Consider the following 20,739-nt stretch of genomic DNA (forward strand, 5'->3'; position numbering starts at 1 on the left):
TACTCAGTTAGTAGCCTACTTTTAGGGTGCAGTACATTAGCCACAGAGAGCCTACTTACATTTCATGCGTGTTAAAACATTGTCTTAAAACCAAAGGAGGCATTAACCGGCGCTTCGATCTGAGACTTATTACTCCCATTGCTGAATTGGGTGCCCAATTCGCCATAAACCTGCAGATCTCTGTCGATATTCCATGTCATACCCGCTGCGAGCTCAGTGCTGGAATACTGCTGTGAGGATTCCAGCGTGGTAGTGGCAACCGTATTACTGAAATGGGTTTTGTCTTTCGACCCCAGCCCCTGCCACAGGTTGACACGGGCATAAGGCTGAATCTTTCCGGCGTTCGTATCATAATCGCCCTTCAGGCGCAGACCCACGCGAGCAGTAAACGAATCGGCAGTATCGAGTCTGACTTTTGTCTTCGTCGCGCCCCCCAGCGTGCTGTCATCAAAATCGCTGTACTGATAAATCAACTGCGCCTGCGGTTCCAGACTCCATACACTCGCCCCTAAACTGAACGCCTTTCCGACTTCCGTGGAGGCGGTCAGCGTGTGCCCTTTCACTGTGTGGGAGCCATTGTTCCCGGATACAGACAGGCGAGCATCATGACTACCGTATTGCAGAACGTTATCGATGTATATGCCATGCCCGGAGAACCATGTGGCATATCCGCCAAGGTAAAATGCGTTATCATCGATATTACCGCCTTTACCCGCGCTGCCCGCTTTGCTGCCTTTGACGCTGCTGTCGATATCCAGAATGCTGGTGTAGACACCGGCTTTCCAGTTGCTATCAGCGTACAGATCAACCCCCATCTGGATCCCCATGGTATGGCTGTCGGTTTGTGTCCCAGTCGCGTCATCCAGCTTAGTTTTTCCGGAGTAACCAAGCATTCTTGCCCATGCACGATTATCTTCATCAATACCCGGTTTGATGTCATCCCCCATACGCTGGTGCATATTACCTAACAGGCTGATGTCGCCCTGACGAACAATGCTGGCGAGACCGGAGAACAGCATCGTTTCCGGACGGTATTCGCTTCTCAGATACCAGTTTTCGCCCTGCCCCTGCGCATTCCCGGCATGGAGCTGGTACTCAAAGGCACCCGCAGCCATACGTTCGGCGACAAGATGGAAGGCATCCCGCGAGGTTTGCGCCGTGGTTGTTGCGCCATTGAGCGCCGTCACTACTTCGATACCATCACCCATAGTCGGCGCGCCGAGACCGGAACCATCGACATCCAGCAACGTACTCCCGCTGACCTTACCACTATCGATGATCAGGCGGTCGGCAATACCCGAGCCGTTAGCACCCTGCGCGGCTGCCATGTTGATAGTGCCTTTTTCACCGCTGTAGTCCCCCTTGATGGTTAATGTTGTCCCAACTTGTTGACCGATGAGTGACACATCACCGCCGTTGTTCAGTCCTGCTACGGTCTGGTTATAACCCTGGGTGTTCAGAGTCGTGCCCGCGACAATATAGTGGTGCGATGATGCACTCAGGGTGTTGGTATTACCTGCCTGTAAAACCCCGCTGGTGACAAGCGTTGCGCCTTTGTAGCTGTTTTCACCTTGCAGTTCAGTCGTGCCGCCACCGGTCTGATGCAACTGACCTTCGCCGCTGATATTACCGGTTAACGTCAGCATACCGGCGCGGTTAACACTGAGCACGCCGTTATCAACGATGTCACCCTGAACACTGCCGGTATTGCCGCCAGTGCCGAGTTGCAATATGCCCTGCTCAATAGTGGTACCGCCAGTGTAGATGTTATCCAGCGTCAACGTCAGTGAGCCATTACCGGTTTTGGTCAGTTGACCATCCCCTCCCACTTCCGTTAACAGGGAAACATCATGTCCGTTGGTGTCGAAGGTCCCGCCGCCGGATTCCAGCGTCACCTTGCGGGCGGTATTAAACGCATCACCATACTTCAGCGTGCCGCCGTTAAAGGTGATCCCGGTATTGGCTGCGCCGAGGTTTTTATCGCCGGAAACCTGCAGTGTCCCTGCCGTAATCGTTGTACCGCCGCTGTAGCTGTTCTCGCCGGTCAGGATCAGCGTACCGAGGTCGCTCTTATTGACGCCGCCGGTGCCGCGGATCTCACTGTCGATGGTGGCGATATAGCCTGCGCCATCGACGGTGCCGTCGCCGACGCGAATCAGCGTATTGGCGGTGTCGGTGGTGATGGCATCGCCTGCCACGCGGTAGCCATCGGTGGCAAACTGCGCGCCGCTGATGATCACATCACCCAGACTGTTATCCACGGTGACATTGCCTGCCACCCCCTGGAAGACGGCGAAAGCGGCATCGGTGAACGGAGCGTTCAGCGCGCCTTCCGGTGTGGATTCATCGGTGGTCCAGTTATCGTTGCCGTGGCTGGATTGCCAGATACCGTCGCCGCCGTTGATCACGCCGTTGTTTTTCAGTTCGCCATTTTCACCGCCGGTGCCGTCCCAGAAGCGCAGCGTCAGACCGCCGTGGTTCACCAGGTTGACCTGATTGTTAACCGATGTCTGCACGTACAGACTGTCTGCCGCCGTCGGGGCGTTGGCAATGTCCATCACGTTGTTGGTCAGCGTGCCGGAGTAGTTAATGACGCGATAGACGCCGACATCAAAATTGCCGCCGGGTGAGGTTTCAATGTTGAGCTTGCCGTCGAGTACCAGATCGCCGTTGACGTTAATCAGGTCGTTGAAGGCTCCGCCCGGGGTATACGCCTGGCCAAACTGATAATCCAGCTGCGACAGCTCATTCAGCGTCAGAGCACCGGTGGTCAGTTTGCCGACGCTGTTAAGTGTGGAACCGGCGGTAATATGGCCGTTATCCGCAACATTCACCGCGCCGCCAATAATGCCGTTGCCGCCCAGCGTTGCGCCCGCCTTGACCGTTACGTCACCGGTCGCTGCCGCCTGATTACCGTTGACCAGCAGTACGCCCTCATCGACCGATGTGGTGCCGGTCCAGGTGTTGTCGCCGGTTAAGGTCAGCGTTCCGTCGCCGATTTTCACCAGATTGCCGCTGTCACCGCTGATGATGCCGCTGATGGTGTCATCCAGCGCCAGATTACCGAGGGAAAGGGTTTTATCGCCCAGTACAACGTTGCCCGCGCCGGACAGCGAACCGATAGACGTCGCGCTGTCGACGTTGCTGACATCCACGTTGCCGCCGGAGAGGTTTTTCACGGTAGTCATTTCCGCCAGCGCCCGATCGGCAAAGGACATCAGTCCACTGTTGGTCACCGTTGCGCTGCCGCCGCTGGCATCCTCTTCCAGCGCCAGCGTACTCGCTTCTGACACGTTAATGGTCGACTGTCCTGCGGTTGCATTGCCTGCAATCAGCGCCTTTGCTGTGCCGTTCAGATTCAGCGTCGCGTCGGCGGCAGTGACCGTGTCTTTTAGCGTTAACAGGCTGTCGGCAATGTCCAGCGTCAGGGATTGCAGACCGGTTGCTGCGCCGCTGATGTTCAGCGTCGCGCCTTTCGTTACGCTCACCGTGCTGCTGGCGTTACTACCAAATGTTCCCGTCTGGCTGGCATTTACCGTGACGTTGTGAGCTTGTCCGGTACCTTCAATCAGCGTCGTGCCCTGATAGCTGTTAGCCCGATCGAGCGACAGCGTGCTGGCCGCATCATGGGTACTACTGGTGACTTTCAGGTTGCCCGCGCCCGCGATATCGCCAACAGGGGAGAAGTGGTGCGAATTCAGATCAAACACGGCATTCGCACCAGACGTGCCCAGGGTGAGAGTGCGCTGAGTGGTGAAATCTGCGCCCAGCTGTAGCGTTGAACCGTTGTTGATAGTGACGCCGGTTCCCGCCTGGCCCAGATTGTTATCCGTCGAGATTTGTAGCGTGCCGCCATCGATACGCGTGCCGCCATGATACGTGTTGTCGCCACTGAGGATTAGACGTCCCTGGTCGGTTTTGACCAGCGTCAGGCTATCCGCACTGTCACCTTCGCGGATCGTCGATTCGATCGTTGCGGTGAAGTTATCGCCTGCGCCACCGGCACCGACGCGCAGCATCAGCTCATTGCTGCCCGCGGTGGTTTCCCATGCGTTTAGCGCATCGCCTTTGATGACATAGCCGTCCGCGTCAAACTGCGCGCCAGAGAACTGAACGTTGCCCGCGCTCTGATCGACCTCGACCGTACCGGCGTTGCCGGTAAAGACCGCGAAGGCTTTTTGCGCCCACGGCGCGTTACCGATACCGTCCTGCTGTGTCCAGTTGTTATCGCCCAGGCTGCCGATCGCCATCCATTTGCCATCGCCACCGTCGATTTTGCCGTTGCCTTCAATCCCGGTTTTACCGTGGTTTTCGCCCGTCTGTGCGCCATCCCAGAACTGCAGCGTGACGCCATTGGCGTTGACCAGGTTGACCTGTTTATCCAGCACCGTCTGGACGAAAATGTTGCTCTTATCCTGGCCCACCGGAATGTCGCCTAACGCCAGCGTCTGGTTGTCGAGCGTACCGCCGTAGTTATAGAGACGGTAGACGCCTGGGCCAAACGTGCCGCCTGCGCTTTGGCTGACGTTCAGCGTGCCGTCGAGCAGCAGATTGCCGGCGACATCAACCAGATCGTTTTGTGCGCCGCCGGGCACGAAGGCTTGTCCCAGTTCAAACGCGGAGGTGGTTTTGCTACCCAGTTGCAGGCTACCGTTGATCTTCAGCGTCCCCGCGCCGCCGTCGCCTGCGCTAAGGGTGGTGGCGTCATTCATCACGACGTCGCCGCCGAGGGTGCCGGTGCCGCCCAGGGTTGCAATGCCGTTCACGGTGGTCATGCCCGTCGCGGCAGACTGATCGCCATTGACCAGCAGTGTGCCGTTGTCGACGGTGGTCTCCCCTTTATAGCTGTTGGCGCCGGTTAAACGGGTGATACCTTTACCGATTTGCTCCAGCGCGCCGATACCAGAAATCACTCCGTTAAGCAGGACGTTGTTGCTGCGATTCACGGTCAGAATACCGTCATCAATGATCTGCGAAACCGGGTTGATTCCGCCCGTCGTACCGCCCTGACCGAGATGTAAAATCCCGCCCTGATTGATCGTAGTGGAACCGCTGTAGCTATTGTCGGTGGTGAACACCGTCGTGCCACCCGTTGCGCGGACAAAGTTGCCGCTACCGCTGATGGTGCCCTGATAAATCTGGCTGTCAGCGTCATTGCCCTGCGTATCAAAGATGATATTGCTGGCCTTACCGCTGGTGGTAATGCTGTAGTTGCCAATGGTCGCGCCGGTATTACTGGCATCGCGATGGTCGCCCGTGCGCAGCGTCGCGCCGTCGTTAACGGCCAGGGTGCCGTCAGTCAGCGTCAGGCTATTCACGATGCGCATATCCGCCTGTGCGCCCGTCAGCGTTAAGGTATTCCAGCCGCTGCCAATGTGGGTTCCCAGACTGAGGTCATCCGCCAGCAGCGTACCGATATTACCCCTGGTGTTTGTGAAGGTGAGGGCGTTACCCGTACCGGCGAGCGTGGTGATGTGGCGCGTGTTCGCCAGCGATACGTTGCCGATGTTGGCCTTGTTGTTGGTTGTCCCCGCGAAGTTCACCTCCCCGGCGAACGTTCCGCTGTTCCAGATAAAACGATCGCTACCGGCGCCGGTATTGATGACGCCACGCGTATTGCCGCCGCTGATGTTGATGGTGTCATTGCCTTTACCGGACTGAATCGCGACATCCTGATCGGTGGCGGCGAGGATCGTGCCGCTGTTGGTGATGGTTTTGCTGCTGTCGCCACTGGCATCCACTACCGGACCCTTCACGCTGTTGGAGGTGATGTTGCCGCTGTTAGTGATGGCGGAAACGTCTTTTGCCAGAATGGCTGAACCGCCCGTCGCGTCCTGAATGGTAATATCGGCGCGGGTGGTCAGTCTGCCGTTGGTGCGGGCATCGATCCCGTTCCCCGTGGCGTTTCCGGTATCGTTGTGTACCAGCACGGTGTAACCGGTGCCGATAACCAAATCGCCGGTCGCGTTGTCGCCGTTCTCTTTCATGAAGGCAAAGCCTGATCCAGAGCCAGTGACGTTGAGCATATTATTGGCGCCGTCTTTCACGTTCAGCGCCACGCTGGTGCGGATCCCCGGACCGTCGTTGGCGTTAATCGTGACGTCGTTCAGCGTGATATCCGAACTTTCGGCATGGTTCTGAATGCCTGCGCCGCTGCCCAATGCGCTGATGGTGACGCCTTTGGCGGTCAGCGACCCCGCACCGGCTTCAAGGCGAATCCCATCCGCCGTGCCGTTGGTCGTAATGGTATCGGCTAATCCACCGGTTCCCGCAGTGATATTCAGCGTTGCGCCATTGGTCAGCAGCACGCCTGCGGTACCGTCATCGACCTCAATCGCGCCCAGCTTTTTGATCTGCGCATCTTTGCCAGAGGCGCGAACGCCAATCCCGTTGCTGACATGCAATGCCTGGGATGCGTTGTTGGTTAACCGTCCTCCTTCTTGCACGTCAACACCGATACTGTCTTTACTGGCGAGATCGATAACCGCGTCCTGTTGCAGAACGATGTTGCCGAGATTCTTCGCCACATAGGCGATGACGTTCAGCCCAGTATCCAGGGATTTAATGATGGCGCTGGAGTTAAGAATGGTTTCGACAGGGGTACCCTGTTTGTTACCGTTCAACTGATGCGCCTGACCATCGACAATCCCGGCAGTGGTATTTGAGCCGGTCAGTTCAATAAGGGTCTTATCGCTGATGGTGCCTTCTGCGCCCCCTTCGAGCAGCAGTGCCGCCGCACCGTTGCCGCTTACCGTAAATGTTGCTTCACCCGTATCCACGGTGCTGCCTTTACCGGTCGCGAAGACGCCAATTGATTTTTCGCCCGTTAAGGTCATCTCGAGTTTAGATAGCTGGTGCGTCAGCGGGTCGAACGTATTGCCGGCAAAGTTTGCGCCATTCGCAATGCGGAATAACGTGGTGCGCGCCTGACCGTTATCGTTCATAACGGCTTCGCCGATATTGGCGGTCGCGCCTTTGCCGTACAGGTAGTAGCCTATTTGATCGCTATTGTTGAACAGCGGACTGCTGGTACTGTTAATGTTAGCCACCGCGTTATCGCGGACATGAACGCCAATGTTGCCGACTTCATCCAGCGTGATTGTGGAATACACGTCGACGGTGGCCTGGGATGTGGTACTTCCCTCAGCCCAGATCGCATAGTTACGGTTTGATGTGCCGCCGTCGCCCGCGACCGTGATCGCCCCTGTATCGCTGGATGTTACATGCGCGTTCTTCGAACTGGCGGTCAGATGGATACCGATGTTGTTGTGGCCGTTGACGGTAATCTCGCCGTCGTTGCGGATCTGCTGGCCGTTTTCGCTGCCGCTGTCGCGCACGGAAATACCGAAGTTCTGGCTGGTGCCGGACGACGAGTCGCCATTGAGGGTGATTTTACCCGTGTTGATCACGTTCCCGGTGGCGTTGCCGACCAGGATCCCCGCCGCGTTACGTACGCCTTTTCCGAGGGTGATCGTTCCGTCATTGGTGACATCGCCTGAGCTTCGGGTCAGGATCCCGGCGCTGGGGCTGGCACCGCCGCCCATCGCAACATCGTCAGCGGGGGTGACGGCATCACGCCCAAGGTAAAGGGTACCGCCAGCAGCGTTTGTGAAGGTGGCATAACCGGACACTTCAACGGCGTAAGCCGTTCCCTTGCCAAATGAGACGCCGTTAGCGCGTCCGTCCACGACGTTAATCTCACCCCTGTTGGTCCCGTTGGTTTGATCGGACAACTGCATACCGATAGCAAGCGTCAGAGAACTGTTGGGTTTATCGGTTGACCATGGGTCGGCTGCAGCTGCGGTTCCGTAGTTGTTCGTTGTGATGGCCTGGTTAATGGTCCCTTCGTTCACCACGGTGCTGTTTCCCAGCCCCTGCATACCGTAGGCACCGTAACTGCTGACGTTCTGATTACCATCTTTGTCGATAAACAAACCGGAGTTAATCGTGCCGTGGTTAGTGGCACTGGCATCACTGGCCAGCATGCCAATCGCCAACCCTTGTCCGGTAGCGGTTCGCAGCACGTTCAGGGCGCCTTCATTGACGATAGAACCCTCGCCATCGGCCTTCATTGCCCCATTGATACTACCATCGACAGCCAGAGTTGTGCCCGCAACCAATGTGCCTGTGGTGCCCTGGCCATTAGCGTAGATGGCATGCAGTTCCCCTGTGGCCGCCGTGGTGTTATTGGTGTGTGCCTGTCCGTCAGTCCAGACATCGTAATCCCAGGTCAGCAGGTCGGCATTGGTACCGGAGGTCAGCAGTTGATTGATCAGGCTCGCGTAGTAGGTCTGTGCGTCAGAAACTTTACTGATAGCGCCAAAATCCAGCCAGAGCTGGATCTGGCTGATATCTTGCCCGTCGGGGGTTTTGGCGCTCTCACTGCCGGCGCCAACCAGCCAGTTGTTGAAGTTCGCCAGGTCCGCCGTGCTTTTGATGGAAAAGGTGCGGTTACCCGTTTCAACGACATTGCCCTCTTCGTCGTAGCCGTAGGTCATTAAGGTAATGTCTTTGCCAAACACGGTGGTCTGTTTCGAACCGGCAAAGGTTTTGTTCGGAACGACCGGCGCAGCACCAAACTGAATGTAGTTATCGGATTGCCAGTTGACCTTGCTGTTCAGGTCTTGCGCTTTGAGCAGAGAAGAGTCTTTTGCCAGCAGACGGATAGCATTTTCTCTTACTTTCAGTGAATTATCGCCAATATTGAGATTGGCGGTTGCGCCATCTTTGGCAAGGGCAAAGCCAAACTGCTTATAGATTTGCGACACATTGGCATCAAACGTGTTAAGCACGGCATCGCCAATTTGCGAAACGCTAATAAAGTTTGCCAGGCTTGCGGTATCAAACACCTTCAGGGTGGAGGTTGTCTCGGGATCGGCCGGGTCAATCACTTGAAATTCCACGCTTTGCTGCGGGGTAGACGACTGTGTATGACTCAGGTATTCCGCCAGCTCTTCAATTGTGGTGATGGATTTTTGCTCGTGGGCGAGGTTGGTGGCGGTAATAATAATTTTGCCGCTTTCCAGCAGATCCCGGATGGTCGATGATTCCACAATGCCGGTCTGTCCGTAGACTATCGTGGGGATCGCCCCGGTGATATTCAGTTCATTGGCGTTGTTTTGGTTTTCATATAAAAAACCGTAGTTGAATACGTTCTGATGGACGCCAGCCGAAATACCATCCTTGTAATCCACGGCGATATCGCGTGTGTCATCGGCCACGGCAGTGAGAGAAACGCCAGCGAATATACCGGAAACGATAAGCAATCCCGTTTTACGCGAGCTGCTTTTTTTCTTCCCTTTTGATAATTCGGAGGCGACAATCCAAAGCCCGAGCGCCGCATTCCATATGATGTTGTAAATCTTATTCATATATAAACCTCGTCTGACGAATATTTAGATACATTTAGTATCTAAATATGATAAATATTGAGTTGTAGTCATATTTGATATGCAGCAGGTACGGGGCTACTCTGCTCATGAATTTCGAACGATAGAAAGCCTTCCACTTTCGCAGAATTTATTTTTTTCAAAAATCTATTTCTGGAATTTTCCAGAAAATACGATCAGTAGCCAGGAAAAATATTATCAATATTTTTAAAACAGGTAATTTAAAAAGTCTTCCCTGGCAAGAAATGCTTTTAGCTGTTGGCTATTAAGTCCCAGCTTTTGAGAAATGTTAGTTTTGTGTGTACTGATTGTTTTTACACTTCTATTCATAGACAACGCTATCCGGGTAAGCGACCATCCCATTGATATCATTATCATAATCCTGAATTCAATTTCCGTTATTGCTCTTTTAGGTACAGGAAAAGCTCCTTTAACAAAGTTCCTGTAAGTGATAAAAAAAGAAAGTTTCTCACTAAACACTCTTAAAGAAGAATTGGACTCAATTAAAAAACAACCTCTGCCACACACAATCTCAATCAGCTTATACACTTTTTTTTCAGAAAAGATAATAACGGGTTGCTTCATGTTTCTTACTAATCCTGAATATCTTAATAAGTTTTTTTCATCAGGAGAAACTATAACCACATCAGAATTACGAACAGATACAGAATCATGCAAAAGACCATCACTGGTCAAAGGGACATGAATAACATCAACGGACAAAAAACAACGAAGTAACACTTCTTTTATTCCCGTAAAGATAAGCACTGACTCCCCTAAAAAAAATACCCTGTACATTACTATCCTTCTTAGTACATGAAAGCAGTAAATTAATTTACAGTACTCAATTGAAAGTATGTGAACGCATTTTTATCTTTTGTGACTTCAATATAACATTACAGGTAAATAGCTTTTTTGGGTAAATCGTTTATATCTTTAATTTAATACTAATTTGATAGTTTTTAACTATCAAATATGAGGAAACGATCGTTAAAACAATTAACCAATAAGATAAATCCTAACGCGTAATAAAAGTAAACAATTAAAATCAATTAGTTATAAGTTTATCTCATGATAATTATAAAAAATAAGAAAAATCTTAACTCTGTGCCTTCCATAGCCGTATGCTAAATTTATTAATCTTGCTGAAATAACTGACGAATTAAAATCACAAAAAAAACATAAAAAAACATAAAAAAAACATAAAAAACAAAATAAAGTTAAAAATTGGAACAAAATTCCAAAATTTGCATTTCGTGCTTTTTTTTGTTAAGTAAAGAGAACTTATTTCAGATTACTGGATACCAGACGGTCTAGTGTTCCTCGCCACCGTTCAGCTATAGATTTACCAGAGCCTGCAATTTCAGGGCTGCGTCATTTCGGAGCACAACGTTCATCACTAGCTACACCAGCATGACCGTTAAGTGGTTTCCCGGCAGCAGTCTTCGCATGCGCTGCAAAATTTACAGTGCCAGCTGGGATTAATCGCCGGTGGAGAGGCTGGAAGACGGGCTGCAACGGCAGCCGGTCTCCGGACCAGCGCAGATACTCTTCTTCGCAGGGTGGTCAATACACCAGAGACGAAGCCGCCTTGCACGCCCCATGTTGGTATCGACGAGTGGGCCTAGCACCGGGGTCATCGCTACGGCACGTTAATAGTCAATCTTGATACTCACCGTCCCCTGGTTCTGCTTCCCAGACGCGGCCGGCGTGCATTGGCATCCTGGTTCAGAAAATATCATGAGATACAGGTAGTATCACGGGATCGCGGTGGCATCTATGCTATGGCTACTAGGGAAGGCGTACCCCAGGCAAGGCAAGTGGCAGATCGCTAGCATCTGCTGAAAAATATAGGTGATGCGCTCGAACGGATGATGTACAGACATATGCCTCTGATACGCATTGTTGCCAGTGAGTTGTCACCAAAGAAATAACCTGAGCCGGAACCATCTGTGCCTGTACCCTCGTTCCGTCGTCCGGAACGCCTTAAACAGCAGACCCGCAATAAACGGTATCAGCGCTGGACGGAAGTGATGGCCCTGCATAATAAGGGATGTGTGTTCAGGGAAATATCCCGCATCACCGGCTTATCACGAGTGACAGTCAGTCGCGGGGTACAGTCAGGTGCATTCCCTGAAATGTCGATCCGGCTTCCAAAGCGAGGCCTTCTTGACCCATGGAGAGAGTGGTTAGAAGAGCAACGTGAAAGGGGTAATTATAATGCAAGCCGGATATGGCGTGAAATGGTGGCGAGGGGATTTACAGGCAGTGAAACCATCGTCAGGGACGCCATTGCCAGATGGCGTCAAGGCTGGATACCTCCGGTTACTGCCACCGCCCGACTTCCTTCCGCTTCCCGTGTAAGCCAATGGTTGATGCCATGGCGAATAATAGGGGCTGAAGAAAATTATGCATCCCGCTTTATCAGTCTGATGTGTGAAAAATAGCCACAACTGAAAATAGCGCAGCAACTGGCTCTGGACTTCTACCGGATCCTGAAAACCAAAAACAAGCCACAGCTAAGCAACTGGTTCACCCGTGTCAGCGAAAGTGGTTCAACGGAACTTCAGCGTGTAGCTGCGGGGATGGAACCCGTAAATACGGGTGATAGTCTCCTTACCTCCAGCAAGCTGAGTTTGTTATGCCATACAATTCTCTCAGGGACTGGCTGCTCTCGTTGTCTAAAATCCCCAGTCACAGAACCTCACCGTGTATCACAATGAGTTGATTAAACTCATAATGATACGCAGAGTGCTCATCGCTAAAGGTCGGATCCCTCTCCCAACAGGCAATATTATTATCTCCGTCACACTTCCCTTTTCTCACGGCTCAACTTTGCGCTTCTGGCGTAATTCTTGCCTGATTTAACGGTTGTTCAGGAACCGAAAAGTCAAATCAAGGGGATCTTTATGGATGCACGGGAAGCAACCGCTACCGGTGAGTCATGTATGCGCGTGGATGCCATTGCTAAAGTGACCGGGCGGGCTCGATATACTGATGATTACATGATGGCTGGCATGTGTTATGCCAAATACGTTCGCAGCCCGATTGCCCATGGTTACGCCACCAGCATCAACTGTGACGAGGCGAAAAGCCTGCCCGGGGTACTGGCTGTGTTTACCTGGGAAGATGTGCCGGATATTCCCTTCGCCACGGCAGGACACGCCTGGACGCTGGATGAGAACAAACGCGACACCGCCGACCGTTTTCTGTTGACCCGTCACGTACGCCATCATGGCGATGCGGTCGCGATTGTCGTGGCAAGAGATGAGTTAACCGCAGAGAAAGCAGCCCTGCTGGTAAATGTGGAATGGGAAAAACTCCCGGTGATTACCACGCCAGAAGCAGCCCTGACGCAGGACGCCGTCTCCATTCACCCTGGCGGCAATCTGCTCAATCGCAGTGAAATGTCCACGGGGAATGTCCAGCAGGCCATTGATGCTGCGGATTATCAACTCCAGGGGCATTACCAGACGCCGGTGATTCAACATTGCCATATGGAAAGCGTCACCTCATTTGCCTGGATGGAAGATGACTCGCGAATATCCATCGTCTCCAGCACGCAGATCCCACATATCGTACGACGGGTCGTGGGCCAGGCGCTGGACATTCCGTGGTCATGCGTGCGGGTTATCAAACCGTACGTCGGCGGCGGATTTGGCAACAAACAGGATGTGCTGGAAGAACCGATGGCCGCCTTCCTGACCCGTAAACTGGGCGGAATACCGGTAAAAGTCTCTCTCAGCCGTGAAGAGTGTTTTCTCGCGTCCCGTACCCGTCATGCGTTCACGATTGATGGACTGATGGGGCTCAATCGCGACGGTACGTTGAAAGGCTATCGTCTGGATGTTCTGTCCAATACCGGCGCTTATGCCTCACACGGGCACTCGATCGCCTCGGCGGGCGGCAACAAAGTGGCCTATCTCTATCCCCGTAGCGCATACGCTTACCGTTCCACAACCTGCTATACCAATCTTCCTTCTGCTGGCGCGATGCGTGGCTACGGCGCGCCGCAGGTGATCTTTGCTGTGGAATCGATGCTGGATGACGCCGCGACGGCGCTGGGTCTCGACCCGCTTGAGGTTCGACTGCGTAATGCGGCCTGCGAAGGCGACACGAATCCGATTACCGGCAAACAGATCTACAGCGCGGGGCTCCCGGAATGTCTGCAAAAAGGCCGCGCGCTGTTTGAGTGGGACGCCCGTCACGCTGAATGTCTGCACCAGCAAGGCAACATCCGCCGGGGCATTGGCGTCGCCTGCTTTAGCTATACCTCCAACACCTGGCCGGTCGGCGTGGAGATCGCCGGTGCCCGCCTGCTTATGAATCAGGATGGGACAATCAACGTTCAGAGCGGAGCCACGGAAATCGGTCAGGGGGCAGATACCGTCTTCTCACAGATGGTGGCGGAGACACTCGGCGTGCCGGTCAGCGATGTGCACGTCATTTCAACCCAGGATACCGATATTACCCCGTTCGACCCTGGCGCATTTGCCTCTCGCCAGAGCTATGTCGCCGCGCCAGCGCTGCGTAAGGCGGCAATACAACTGCGCGATAAGATCCTCCATCACGCTGCCGACATGCTGCATCAGTCCGTCATGAGTCTGACGTTGACGGCAGGCCACATCGTCCTTACCGATCGACCAGACTCTCCGTTGCTGTCATTAAAAGAGCTGGCGATGGATGCGTTTTACCATCCGGAACGCGGCGGCCAACTGTCAGCGGAATGCTCGGTGAAAACCACCACTAACCCACCGGCGTTTGGCTGCACGTTTGTCGATCTGAGCGTCGATATCGCACTGTGCAAGGTCACGATCAACCGTATCCTCAATGTCCACGATTCAGGCCATATTCTGAACCCACAACTGGCGGAAGGTCAGGTGCACGGCGGGATGGGAATGGGCATTGGCTGGTCACTGTTTGAAGAGATGATCATCGATGCGGAAAGTGGTCTGGTGCGTAACCCGAATCTCCTTGATTACAAAATGCCGACCATGCCTGACCTGCCGCAACTGGAGAGCGCATTCGTTGAAACGCAGGAGCCGCAATCGGCGTATGGGCATAAATCCCTCGGCGAGCCGCCCATTATTCCTGTTGCTGCAGCCATTCGTAACGCGGTGAAAATGGCCACAGGCGTTGCGATTGATACGCTGCCACTGACGCCAAAACGGTTGTATGCGGAGTTCCACCAGGCTGGCTTGATTTGAGGATATGACCATGTTTGACTTTGCTTCTTATCATCGCGCTTCAGACATTGCCGAGGCGATCAGCCTGCTGGCGCGCTATCCGCAGGCGAAACTGCTCGCTGGCGGAACCGACGTATTGATCCAGCTCCATCATCATAATGCGCGTTACCATCATATCGTTGATATTCATGATCTGCCCGAATTACAAGGCATTACCCTGACGAAGGAAGAGGGGCTGCGTATCGGTTCCGCCACCACCTTTAGCGAGATTATTGAGCATCCCGTCGCGCAACGACATCTGCCAGCCCTGTGTGCGGCAGCCACCTCCATCGCCGGACCGCAAATCCGTAATGTCGCCACCTACGGCGGGAATATCTGCAATGGCGCAACCAGCGCAGACTCGGCGACGCCAACGCTGATTTATGACGCCACGCTTGAGATCACCTCGCCAGAGGGGGTGCGTTTTACCAGCATCAACGGTTTTCACACCGGTCCCGGAAAAGTCGCTCTTGAGCAAGATGAAATCCTTGTTGCCTTTCATTTCCCAGCGCAGCCCAGGACGGATACCGGCAGCGCGCATTTTAAATATGCCATGCGCGATGCGATGGATATCTCGACCATTGGTTGTGCAGCACGATGCCAGTTGGATAACGGCAGCGTCAGAGAACTTCGCCTGGCGTTCGGCGTTGCGGCTCCCACACCCGTCCGCTGTCAGCATGCGGAGAGCGCGGCGCAAAATGCGCCATTGACCCACCAGACGCTGGACGCGATCGCCGAATCCGTTCTGCAGGATGTCGCCCCACGCTCTTCCTGGCGGGCAAGTAAGGAATTTCGTCTGCATCTCATCCAGACGATGACCCGGAAGGTTGTTACTGAGGCCGTTGTCGCGGCCGGAGGAAAACTGCAATGAATGACACGAACCGAATCACGCTGGAATGCGTCATTAATGATCACCCTTTTCAGCTCAGCATCATGCCGGGGATGCCGCTCTCTGAACTCCTGCGTGAACAAGGATTGCTGAGTGTCAAACAGGGATGCGGTGTCGGTGAATGCGGGGCCTGTACGGTGCTGGTTGATGGCACGGCCATCGACAGTTGCCTGTACCTTGCCGCGTGGGCAACAGGAAAACAGATCCGTACACTGGAAGGTGAATCGGCTGGCAGTCAGCTCTCGCGTGTTCAGATGGCGTATGCGACATCCGGCGCCGTGCAGTGTGGCTTCTGCACGCCGGGTCTGATTATGGCGACCACCGCATTGCTGGCAAAGCCGCGGGAAAAACCATTAACCATTCTGGAGATCCGTCGCGGCCTGGCGGGAAATCTGTGCCGTTGCACCGGTTATCAGATGATTGTCGATACCGTCCAGCGCTGCACAGAGCCTGAATAATTAACGCCTCATCCTTCAGGTTGCCTCCGGGTCAGTAGCGTTCACACACTAGCCCCCTGATGCAACCTGAACGCGCCTGCATGAATAGTTACGCGTTCAACAGCTCATACTTTTTGATCTTGCGATAAAGCGTAGCAATGCCGATGCCTAACTCATCCGCCACCTGTTTTTTGTTGGAGTGGCGGGATAGCGCTTCGCGAATCATCTGCTTTTCCATCTCTTCCAGCGCGGTTCCGCCGGTGTCCTCAGACAGCAACTGCGCCGCATGAGCGACCGCGCCAACGGATTCTGGCGCTTTACCGTTGTTGATCAGGTTTGGCGGTAAAAGCGTACTGTCGATCACCTCGCCAGAAGGAACCACGTTGACCAGGTATTCCATCAGGTTGCTTAATTCACGCAGATTTCCTGGCCATTGATGGTGTCTGAGCAGGGTCACCACATCCGGTGCAATTCCCGGATAGACCAGCCCTAAACGGCGAGTATGCAGATGCAGGAAATAGTGCACCAGTAGTTCAATATCGTCCTGTCGTTCACGTAGCGGTGGCAGGGTCAGTGGGATGACGTTCAGTCGATAGAACAGATCTTCGCGGAATTTGCCTTCGGCGATAAACTGCCCAAGGTTCTGATTGGTGGCGGAAATAATGCGGATATCGACCTGAACCGGACTGCTCGCGCCAAGCGGCAACACCTCTCTCGCCTCAATTGCCCTGAGCAGTTTAGCCTGTAGCATCAGGGGCATATCGCCAATTTCATCGAGAAATAGCGTTCCACTGTTTGCCGCCTGAATCAGGCCCGTTTTCCCATTGGCGGAAGCGCCGGTAAATGCGCCTTTGACATAGCCAAACAGTTCACTTTCCAGCAACGGTTCCGGTATCGCCGCGCAGTTGATGGCGATAAACGGTTTATTGCGTCGTTCACTCAGTTTGTGAATGGCGCGCGCGACCACCTCTTTTCCGGTACCGCTTTCCCCCACAATCATGACGCTGGACGGACTGGGGGCAATACGACCGATCAGCCGCTTAAGCTGGCGCATGACCCGGCATTCACCCACCAGTTGTTCAATATGCGGTTCATCGGTGGCAATCGATACAGAGGAACTGGTATGCGACTGATGGAAGGCCATCAGGAATAATTGCCGTCCCTGCACATGATGCAACTGACCAATGATCAGTTCACTTTTATCATCCCAGGAGACGATATGCTGCATATGTCCGTGAGTGAAATTACTTTCAAACGTTAATGGCCGAAACCTGACCGACTTTCCCACCATATTATTCTGCGCCGCGCCAAAAATTTTTAACGCGGTTTGATTCGCGAACTGTACACGGTTATCTTCATCAATGACCAATACACCTTGATCCATATTCTCGATCATTGTCGAAAATATTTTACTGATGTTGTCGCTGCTACTCTGGTCTTCAAGAAGTTTTGAAACAAAAATGGTGGATATATGGCGAACATAATCTGAAAACTCACGCAGGTTGTCATTGATATGTTCCTGCTGTTCATGCGTTACGGCAATCAAACTGATCACGCCTACACAGCGGTCCTGCAGAATGACCGGTGTTCCCAGAAAAGCCTTCTCGCGACAATTATCTTTGCTATCACAGCCTTCGCACAACGGGTCAAAGCGGGAATGCGTCACGACTTTTTCTTTTTTACTTTCCAGTACATAGCGCAACAGTCTGGAGTTACCGCTCAACGGGCGTCCGAGGTATTTCCCGTAAGCGCCGGTTCCCGCAACGCGGCAGAGGTTATCATCGACGATCTCAACTTCGAGTTGCAAAACGCTGGCAAGCATTCTGGCGAAACGCTGAATTGTAGGTTGAATCTGCATCAAAACGGACTGCGTTGTTGCAAGCACCATAGTCTTACCTTCCGGAATCACTTAAATGATTGATCATTGAAGACATTGATGGTTCGTAGAATATAAGGATACTAACTCAGACAAAATTTGCTTTGATAAAAACACAGGCTCTTTATCATTTTATAATGAAAATATGCAAGAGAAATCACATTTCTATATCAATATGAGAATCAGCGGGGTGAGTTTATCAAACTGACGGTATTTACTCTTCTTTCGGGTATTATTCTGTCAGTCGGTTCATTGACAAATTGCGCTATTTATTAAGCCAAACGTTTTCGTATATTCATGGCGAATTACAGATAGCCTTATTCTGTGATCCGTACCACATATTGCCTGATGAATTCCCATTTATCCGCCGCCGGATTCATTTTGGCACGCTTATTGTTAGTCCCTGGTATATCGGTGATGCCGCTTGTCATTACCGCGAATAAGCCACCTTGCCGTCATTCCACTACCAGGACCTTACAATGAAAACTGTTAATGAGCTGATAAAGGATATCAATTCGCTGACCTCACACCTTCACGAGAAGGATTTTTTGCTAACGTGGGAACAGACGCCGGATGAACTGAAACAAGTCCTGGACGTCGCTGCTGCGCTGAAGATGCTGCGTGCCGAAAACATCGCGACCAAAGTCTTCAATAGTGGATTAGGGATTTCCGTTTTCCGCGATAACTCCACCCGTACCCGCTTCTCTTATGCGTCCGCCCTTAATCTGCTCGGCCTGGCTCAGCAGGATCTGGACGAAGGAAAATCACAAATCGCGCACGGCGAAACCGTCCGCGAAACGGCCAATATGATCTCCTTCTGCGCCGACGCCATTGGTATTCGCGACGACATGTATCTTGGTGCGGGCAACGCCTATATGCGTGAAGTTGGTGCCGCGCTGGATGACGGCTACAAACAGGGCGTGCTGCCGCAGCGTCCGGCGTTAGTTAACCTGCAATGCGATATCGACCACCCGACGCAGGCGATGGCGGATCTGGCCTGGCTGCGTGAACATTTTGGTTCGCTGGAAAACCTTAAGGGTAAAAAAATCGCCATGACCTGGGCCTACTCACCCAGCTACGGCAAACCCCTCTCCGTGCCACAAGGTATTATCGGTCTGATGACCCGCTTCGGTATGGACGTCACCCTGGCACATCCGGAAGGATATGACCTGATTCCGGACGTGATTGAAGTGGCGAAAAACAACGCGAACGCGTCCGGCGGCAGCTTCCGCCAGGTCACCAGCATGGAAGAAGCCTTCAAAGATGCCGACATCGTCTATCCGAAATCATGGGCACCTTACAAAGTGATGGAAGAGCGTACCGAACTTCTGCGCGCCAATGACCACGCAGCCCTGAAAGAGCTGGAAAGACAGTGCCTTGAGCAGAACGCGAAGCATAAAAACTGGCACTGCACTGAAGAAATGATGCAACTCACCCGCGACGGCGAAGCGCTGTATATGCACTGTCTGCCAGCGGATATCAGCGGCGTCTCCTGCAAAGAAGGGGAAGTCACCGACGCCGTATTCGAAAAATACCGCATCGCGACGTACAAAGAAGCCAGCTGGAAGCCCTACATCATCGCCGCGATGATCCTCTCCCGCAAATATCCGAAGCCTGGCGTGCTGCTGGAGCAGTTGTTGAAAGAAGCGCAACCGCGCGTGAAATAACCCCCAGAGCCGACCTGTCGGTCGGCTCTCCTTTCCGGAGGCCAAAAGGATAGGATATGTCCGTTTTCTCATTGAAGATCGATATTGCCGACAATCGCTTTTATAACGGTGAAACGTCGCCCCTTTTTTCGCAAAAACAGGCCAAAGCCGCTCGTCAGTTTCATCAAAAGATCGCTGGCTACCACCCAACGCCGCTCTGTGCGCTGGATGACCTTGCCTGCCTGTTCGGCGTGAAGAAAATTCTCGTCAAAGATGAATCAAAACGCTTCGGACTGAACGCGTTCAAGATGCTCGGCGGAGCCTGGGCCATCGCCTGCCTGCTGTGCGAGAAATATCATCTTGATATTGAGACGCTCTCTTTCGAGCAACTCAAAAACGCCATCGGCGAAAAAATGACGTTTGCCACCACCACCGACGGTAATCACGGTCGCGGTATTGCCTGGGCGGCACAACAGCTCGGACAACATGCGGTGATTTACATGCCGAAAGGCTCGGCGCAAGAGCGCGTGGACGCCATTCTCAACCTCGGCGCAGAGTGCATCGTCACCGACATGAACTATGACGATACCGTCCGTCTGACCATGCAGCACGCCCAACAAAACGGCTGGGAAGTGGTGCAGGACACCGCCTGGGAAGGTTACACCAAAATCCCTACCTGGATTATGCAGGGCTACGCCACGCTGGCCGATGAGGCCGTTGAGCAAATGCGTGCCCTGGGCGTCACGCCGACCCACGTGCTGTTACAGGCTGGCGTGGGTGCCATGGCGGGCGGCGTGCTGGGCTACCTGGTCGACGTCTATGGCCCGCAAAACCTGCACAGCATTATCGTCGAACCCGACAAAGCGGACTGCATTTATCGTTCCGGCGTGAAAGGCGACATCGTCAACGTCGGGGGCGATATGGCGACCATCATGGCCGGTCTGGCCTGTGGTGAACCTAACCCGCTCGGCTGGGAAATTCTGCGCAACTGCGCCACCCAATTTATCTCCTGCCAGGACAGCGTCGCCGCGCTGGGCATGCGCGTGCTGGGTAATCCTTTTGGCAGCGACCCACGCGTGATCTCCGGAGAGTCCGGCGCCGTAGGGTTGGGCGTTCTGGCTGCCGTCCATCATCACCCGCAGCGCCAGGCCCTAATGGACAAACTGGCGTTAGATAAAGATGCCGTTGTGCTGGTCATCAGTACTGAAGGCGATACCGATGTGAAGCACTACCGAGAAGTGGTCTGGGAAGGCAAACATCCGGTCGCACTGTAACCC

General features: G+C 53.4%; 8 protein-coding genes and 1 pseudogene. 6 read left to right on the top strand and 3 right to left on the bottom strand.

The window, feature by feature from the left end:
* Positions 1-71 precede the first annotated feature (71 nt).
* A complete protein-coding gene (locus tag F384_RS12775) occupies positions 72-9,371 on the bottom strand; it encodes an autotransporter outer membrane beta-barrel domain-containing protein (RefSeq protein WP_046483245.1) in 9,300 nt (3,099 codons plus the stop codon).
* A 225-nt stretch (positions 9,372-9,596) separates the two neighbouring features.
* The gene (locus F384_RS28905) at positions 9,597-10,187 is read right to left on the bottom strand and encodes a helix-turn-helix transcriptional regulator (RefSeq protein WP_080949940.1); all 591 of its coding nucleotides are present in this window, start codon (positions 10,185-10,187) and stop codon (positions 9,597-9,599) included.
* A gap of 632 nt (positions 10,188-10,819) precedes the next feature.
* On the opposite strand from F384_RS28905, the pseudogene F384_RS28910 reads away from it, so the two are divergent.
* From F384_RS28910 to xdhC, 4 genes and pseudogenes are all read left to right on the top strand, one after another.
* Positions 10,820-11,980: pseudogene (locus F384_RS28910) on the top strand (transposase); the annotation flags it as partial.
* Between the two features lie 318 nt (positions 11,981-12,298).
* Positions 12,299-14,596: a xanthine dehydrogenase molybdenum-binding subunit XdhA gene (gene xdhA, locus F384_RS12785; RefSeq protein ID WP_046483252.1), complete on the top strand. Its 2,298-nt coding sequence runs from the start codon at positions 12,299-12,301 to the stop codon at positions 14,594-14,596.
* Between the two features lie 10 nt (positions 14,597-14,606).
* On the top strand, positions 14,607-15,485 hold the full coding sequence (gene xdhB, locus F384_RS12790; RefSeq protein WP_046483254.1) for a xanthine dehydrogenase FAD-binding subunit XdhB: 879 nt from the start codon (positions 14,607-14,609) through the stop codon (positions 15,483-15,485).
* The gene (gene xdhC / locus F384_RS12795; RefSeq protein ID WP_046483257.1) at positions 15,482-15,961 is read left to right on the top strand and encodes a xanthine dehydrogenase iron sulfur-binding subunit XdhC; all 480 of its coding nucleotides are present in this window, start codon (positions 15,482-15,484) and stop codon (positions 15,959-15,961) included. The genes xdhB and xdhC overlap by 4 nt, the downstream gene beginning before the upstream one ends.
* Positions 15,962-16,049: 88 nt before the next feature.
* Here the strand turns inward: xdhC and F384_RS12800 are convergent, their stop codons facing one another.
* Positions 16,050-17,828: a sigma-54 interaction domain-containing protein gene (locus F384_RS12800; RefSeq protein WP_046483260.1), complete on the bottom strand. Its 1,779-nt coding sequence runs from the start codon at positions 17,826-17,828 to the stop codon at positions 16,050-16,052.
* Between the two features lie 467 nt (positions 17,829-18,295).
* On the opposite strand from F384_RS12800, the gene ygeW reads away from it, so the two are divergent.
* Positions 18,296-19,483: a knotted carbamoyltransferase YgeW gene (gene ygeW / locus F384_RS12805; protein ID WP_042999387.1), complete on the top strand. Its 1,188-nt coding sequence runs from the start codon at positions 18,296-18,298 to the stop codon at positions 19,481-19,483.
* A gap of 56 nt (positions 19,484-19,539) precedes the next feature.
* Positions 19,540-20,736: a diaminopropionate ammonia-lyase gene (dpaL, locus tag F384_RS12810; RefSeq protein ID WP_046483266.1), complete on the top strand. Its 1,197-nt coding sequence runs from the start codon at positions 19,540-19,542 to the stop codon at positions 20,734-20,736.
* The last annotated feature ends 3 nt before the right edge of the window (positions 20,737-20,739 follow it).

The organism is Citrobacter amalonaticus Y19 (assembly GCF_000981805.1).
Lineage (GTDB): Bacteria > Pseudomonadota > Gammaproteobacteria > Enterobacterales > Enterobacteriaceae > Citrobacter_A > Citrobacter_A amalonaticus_C.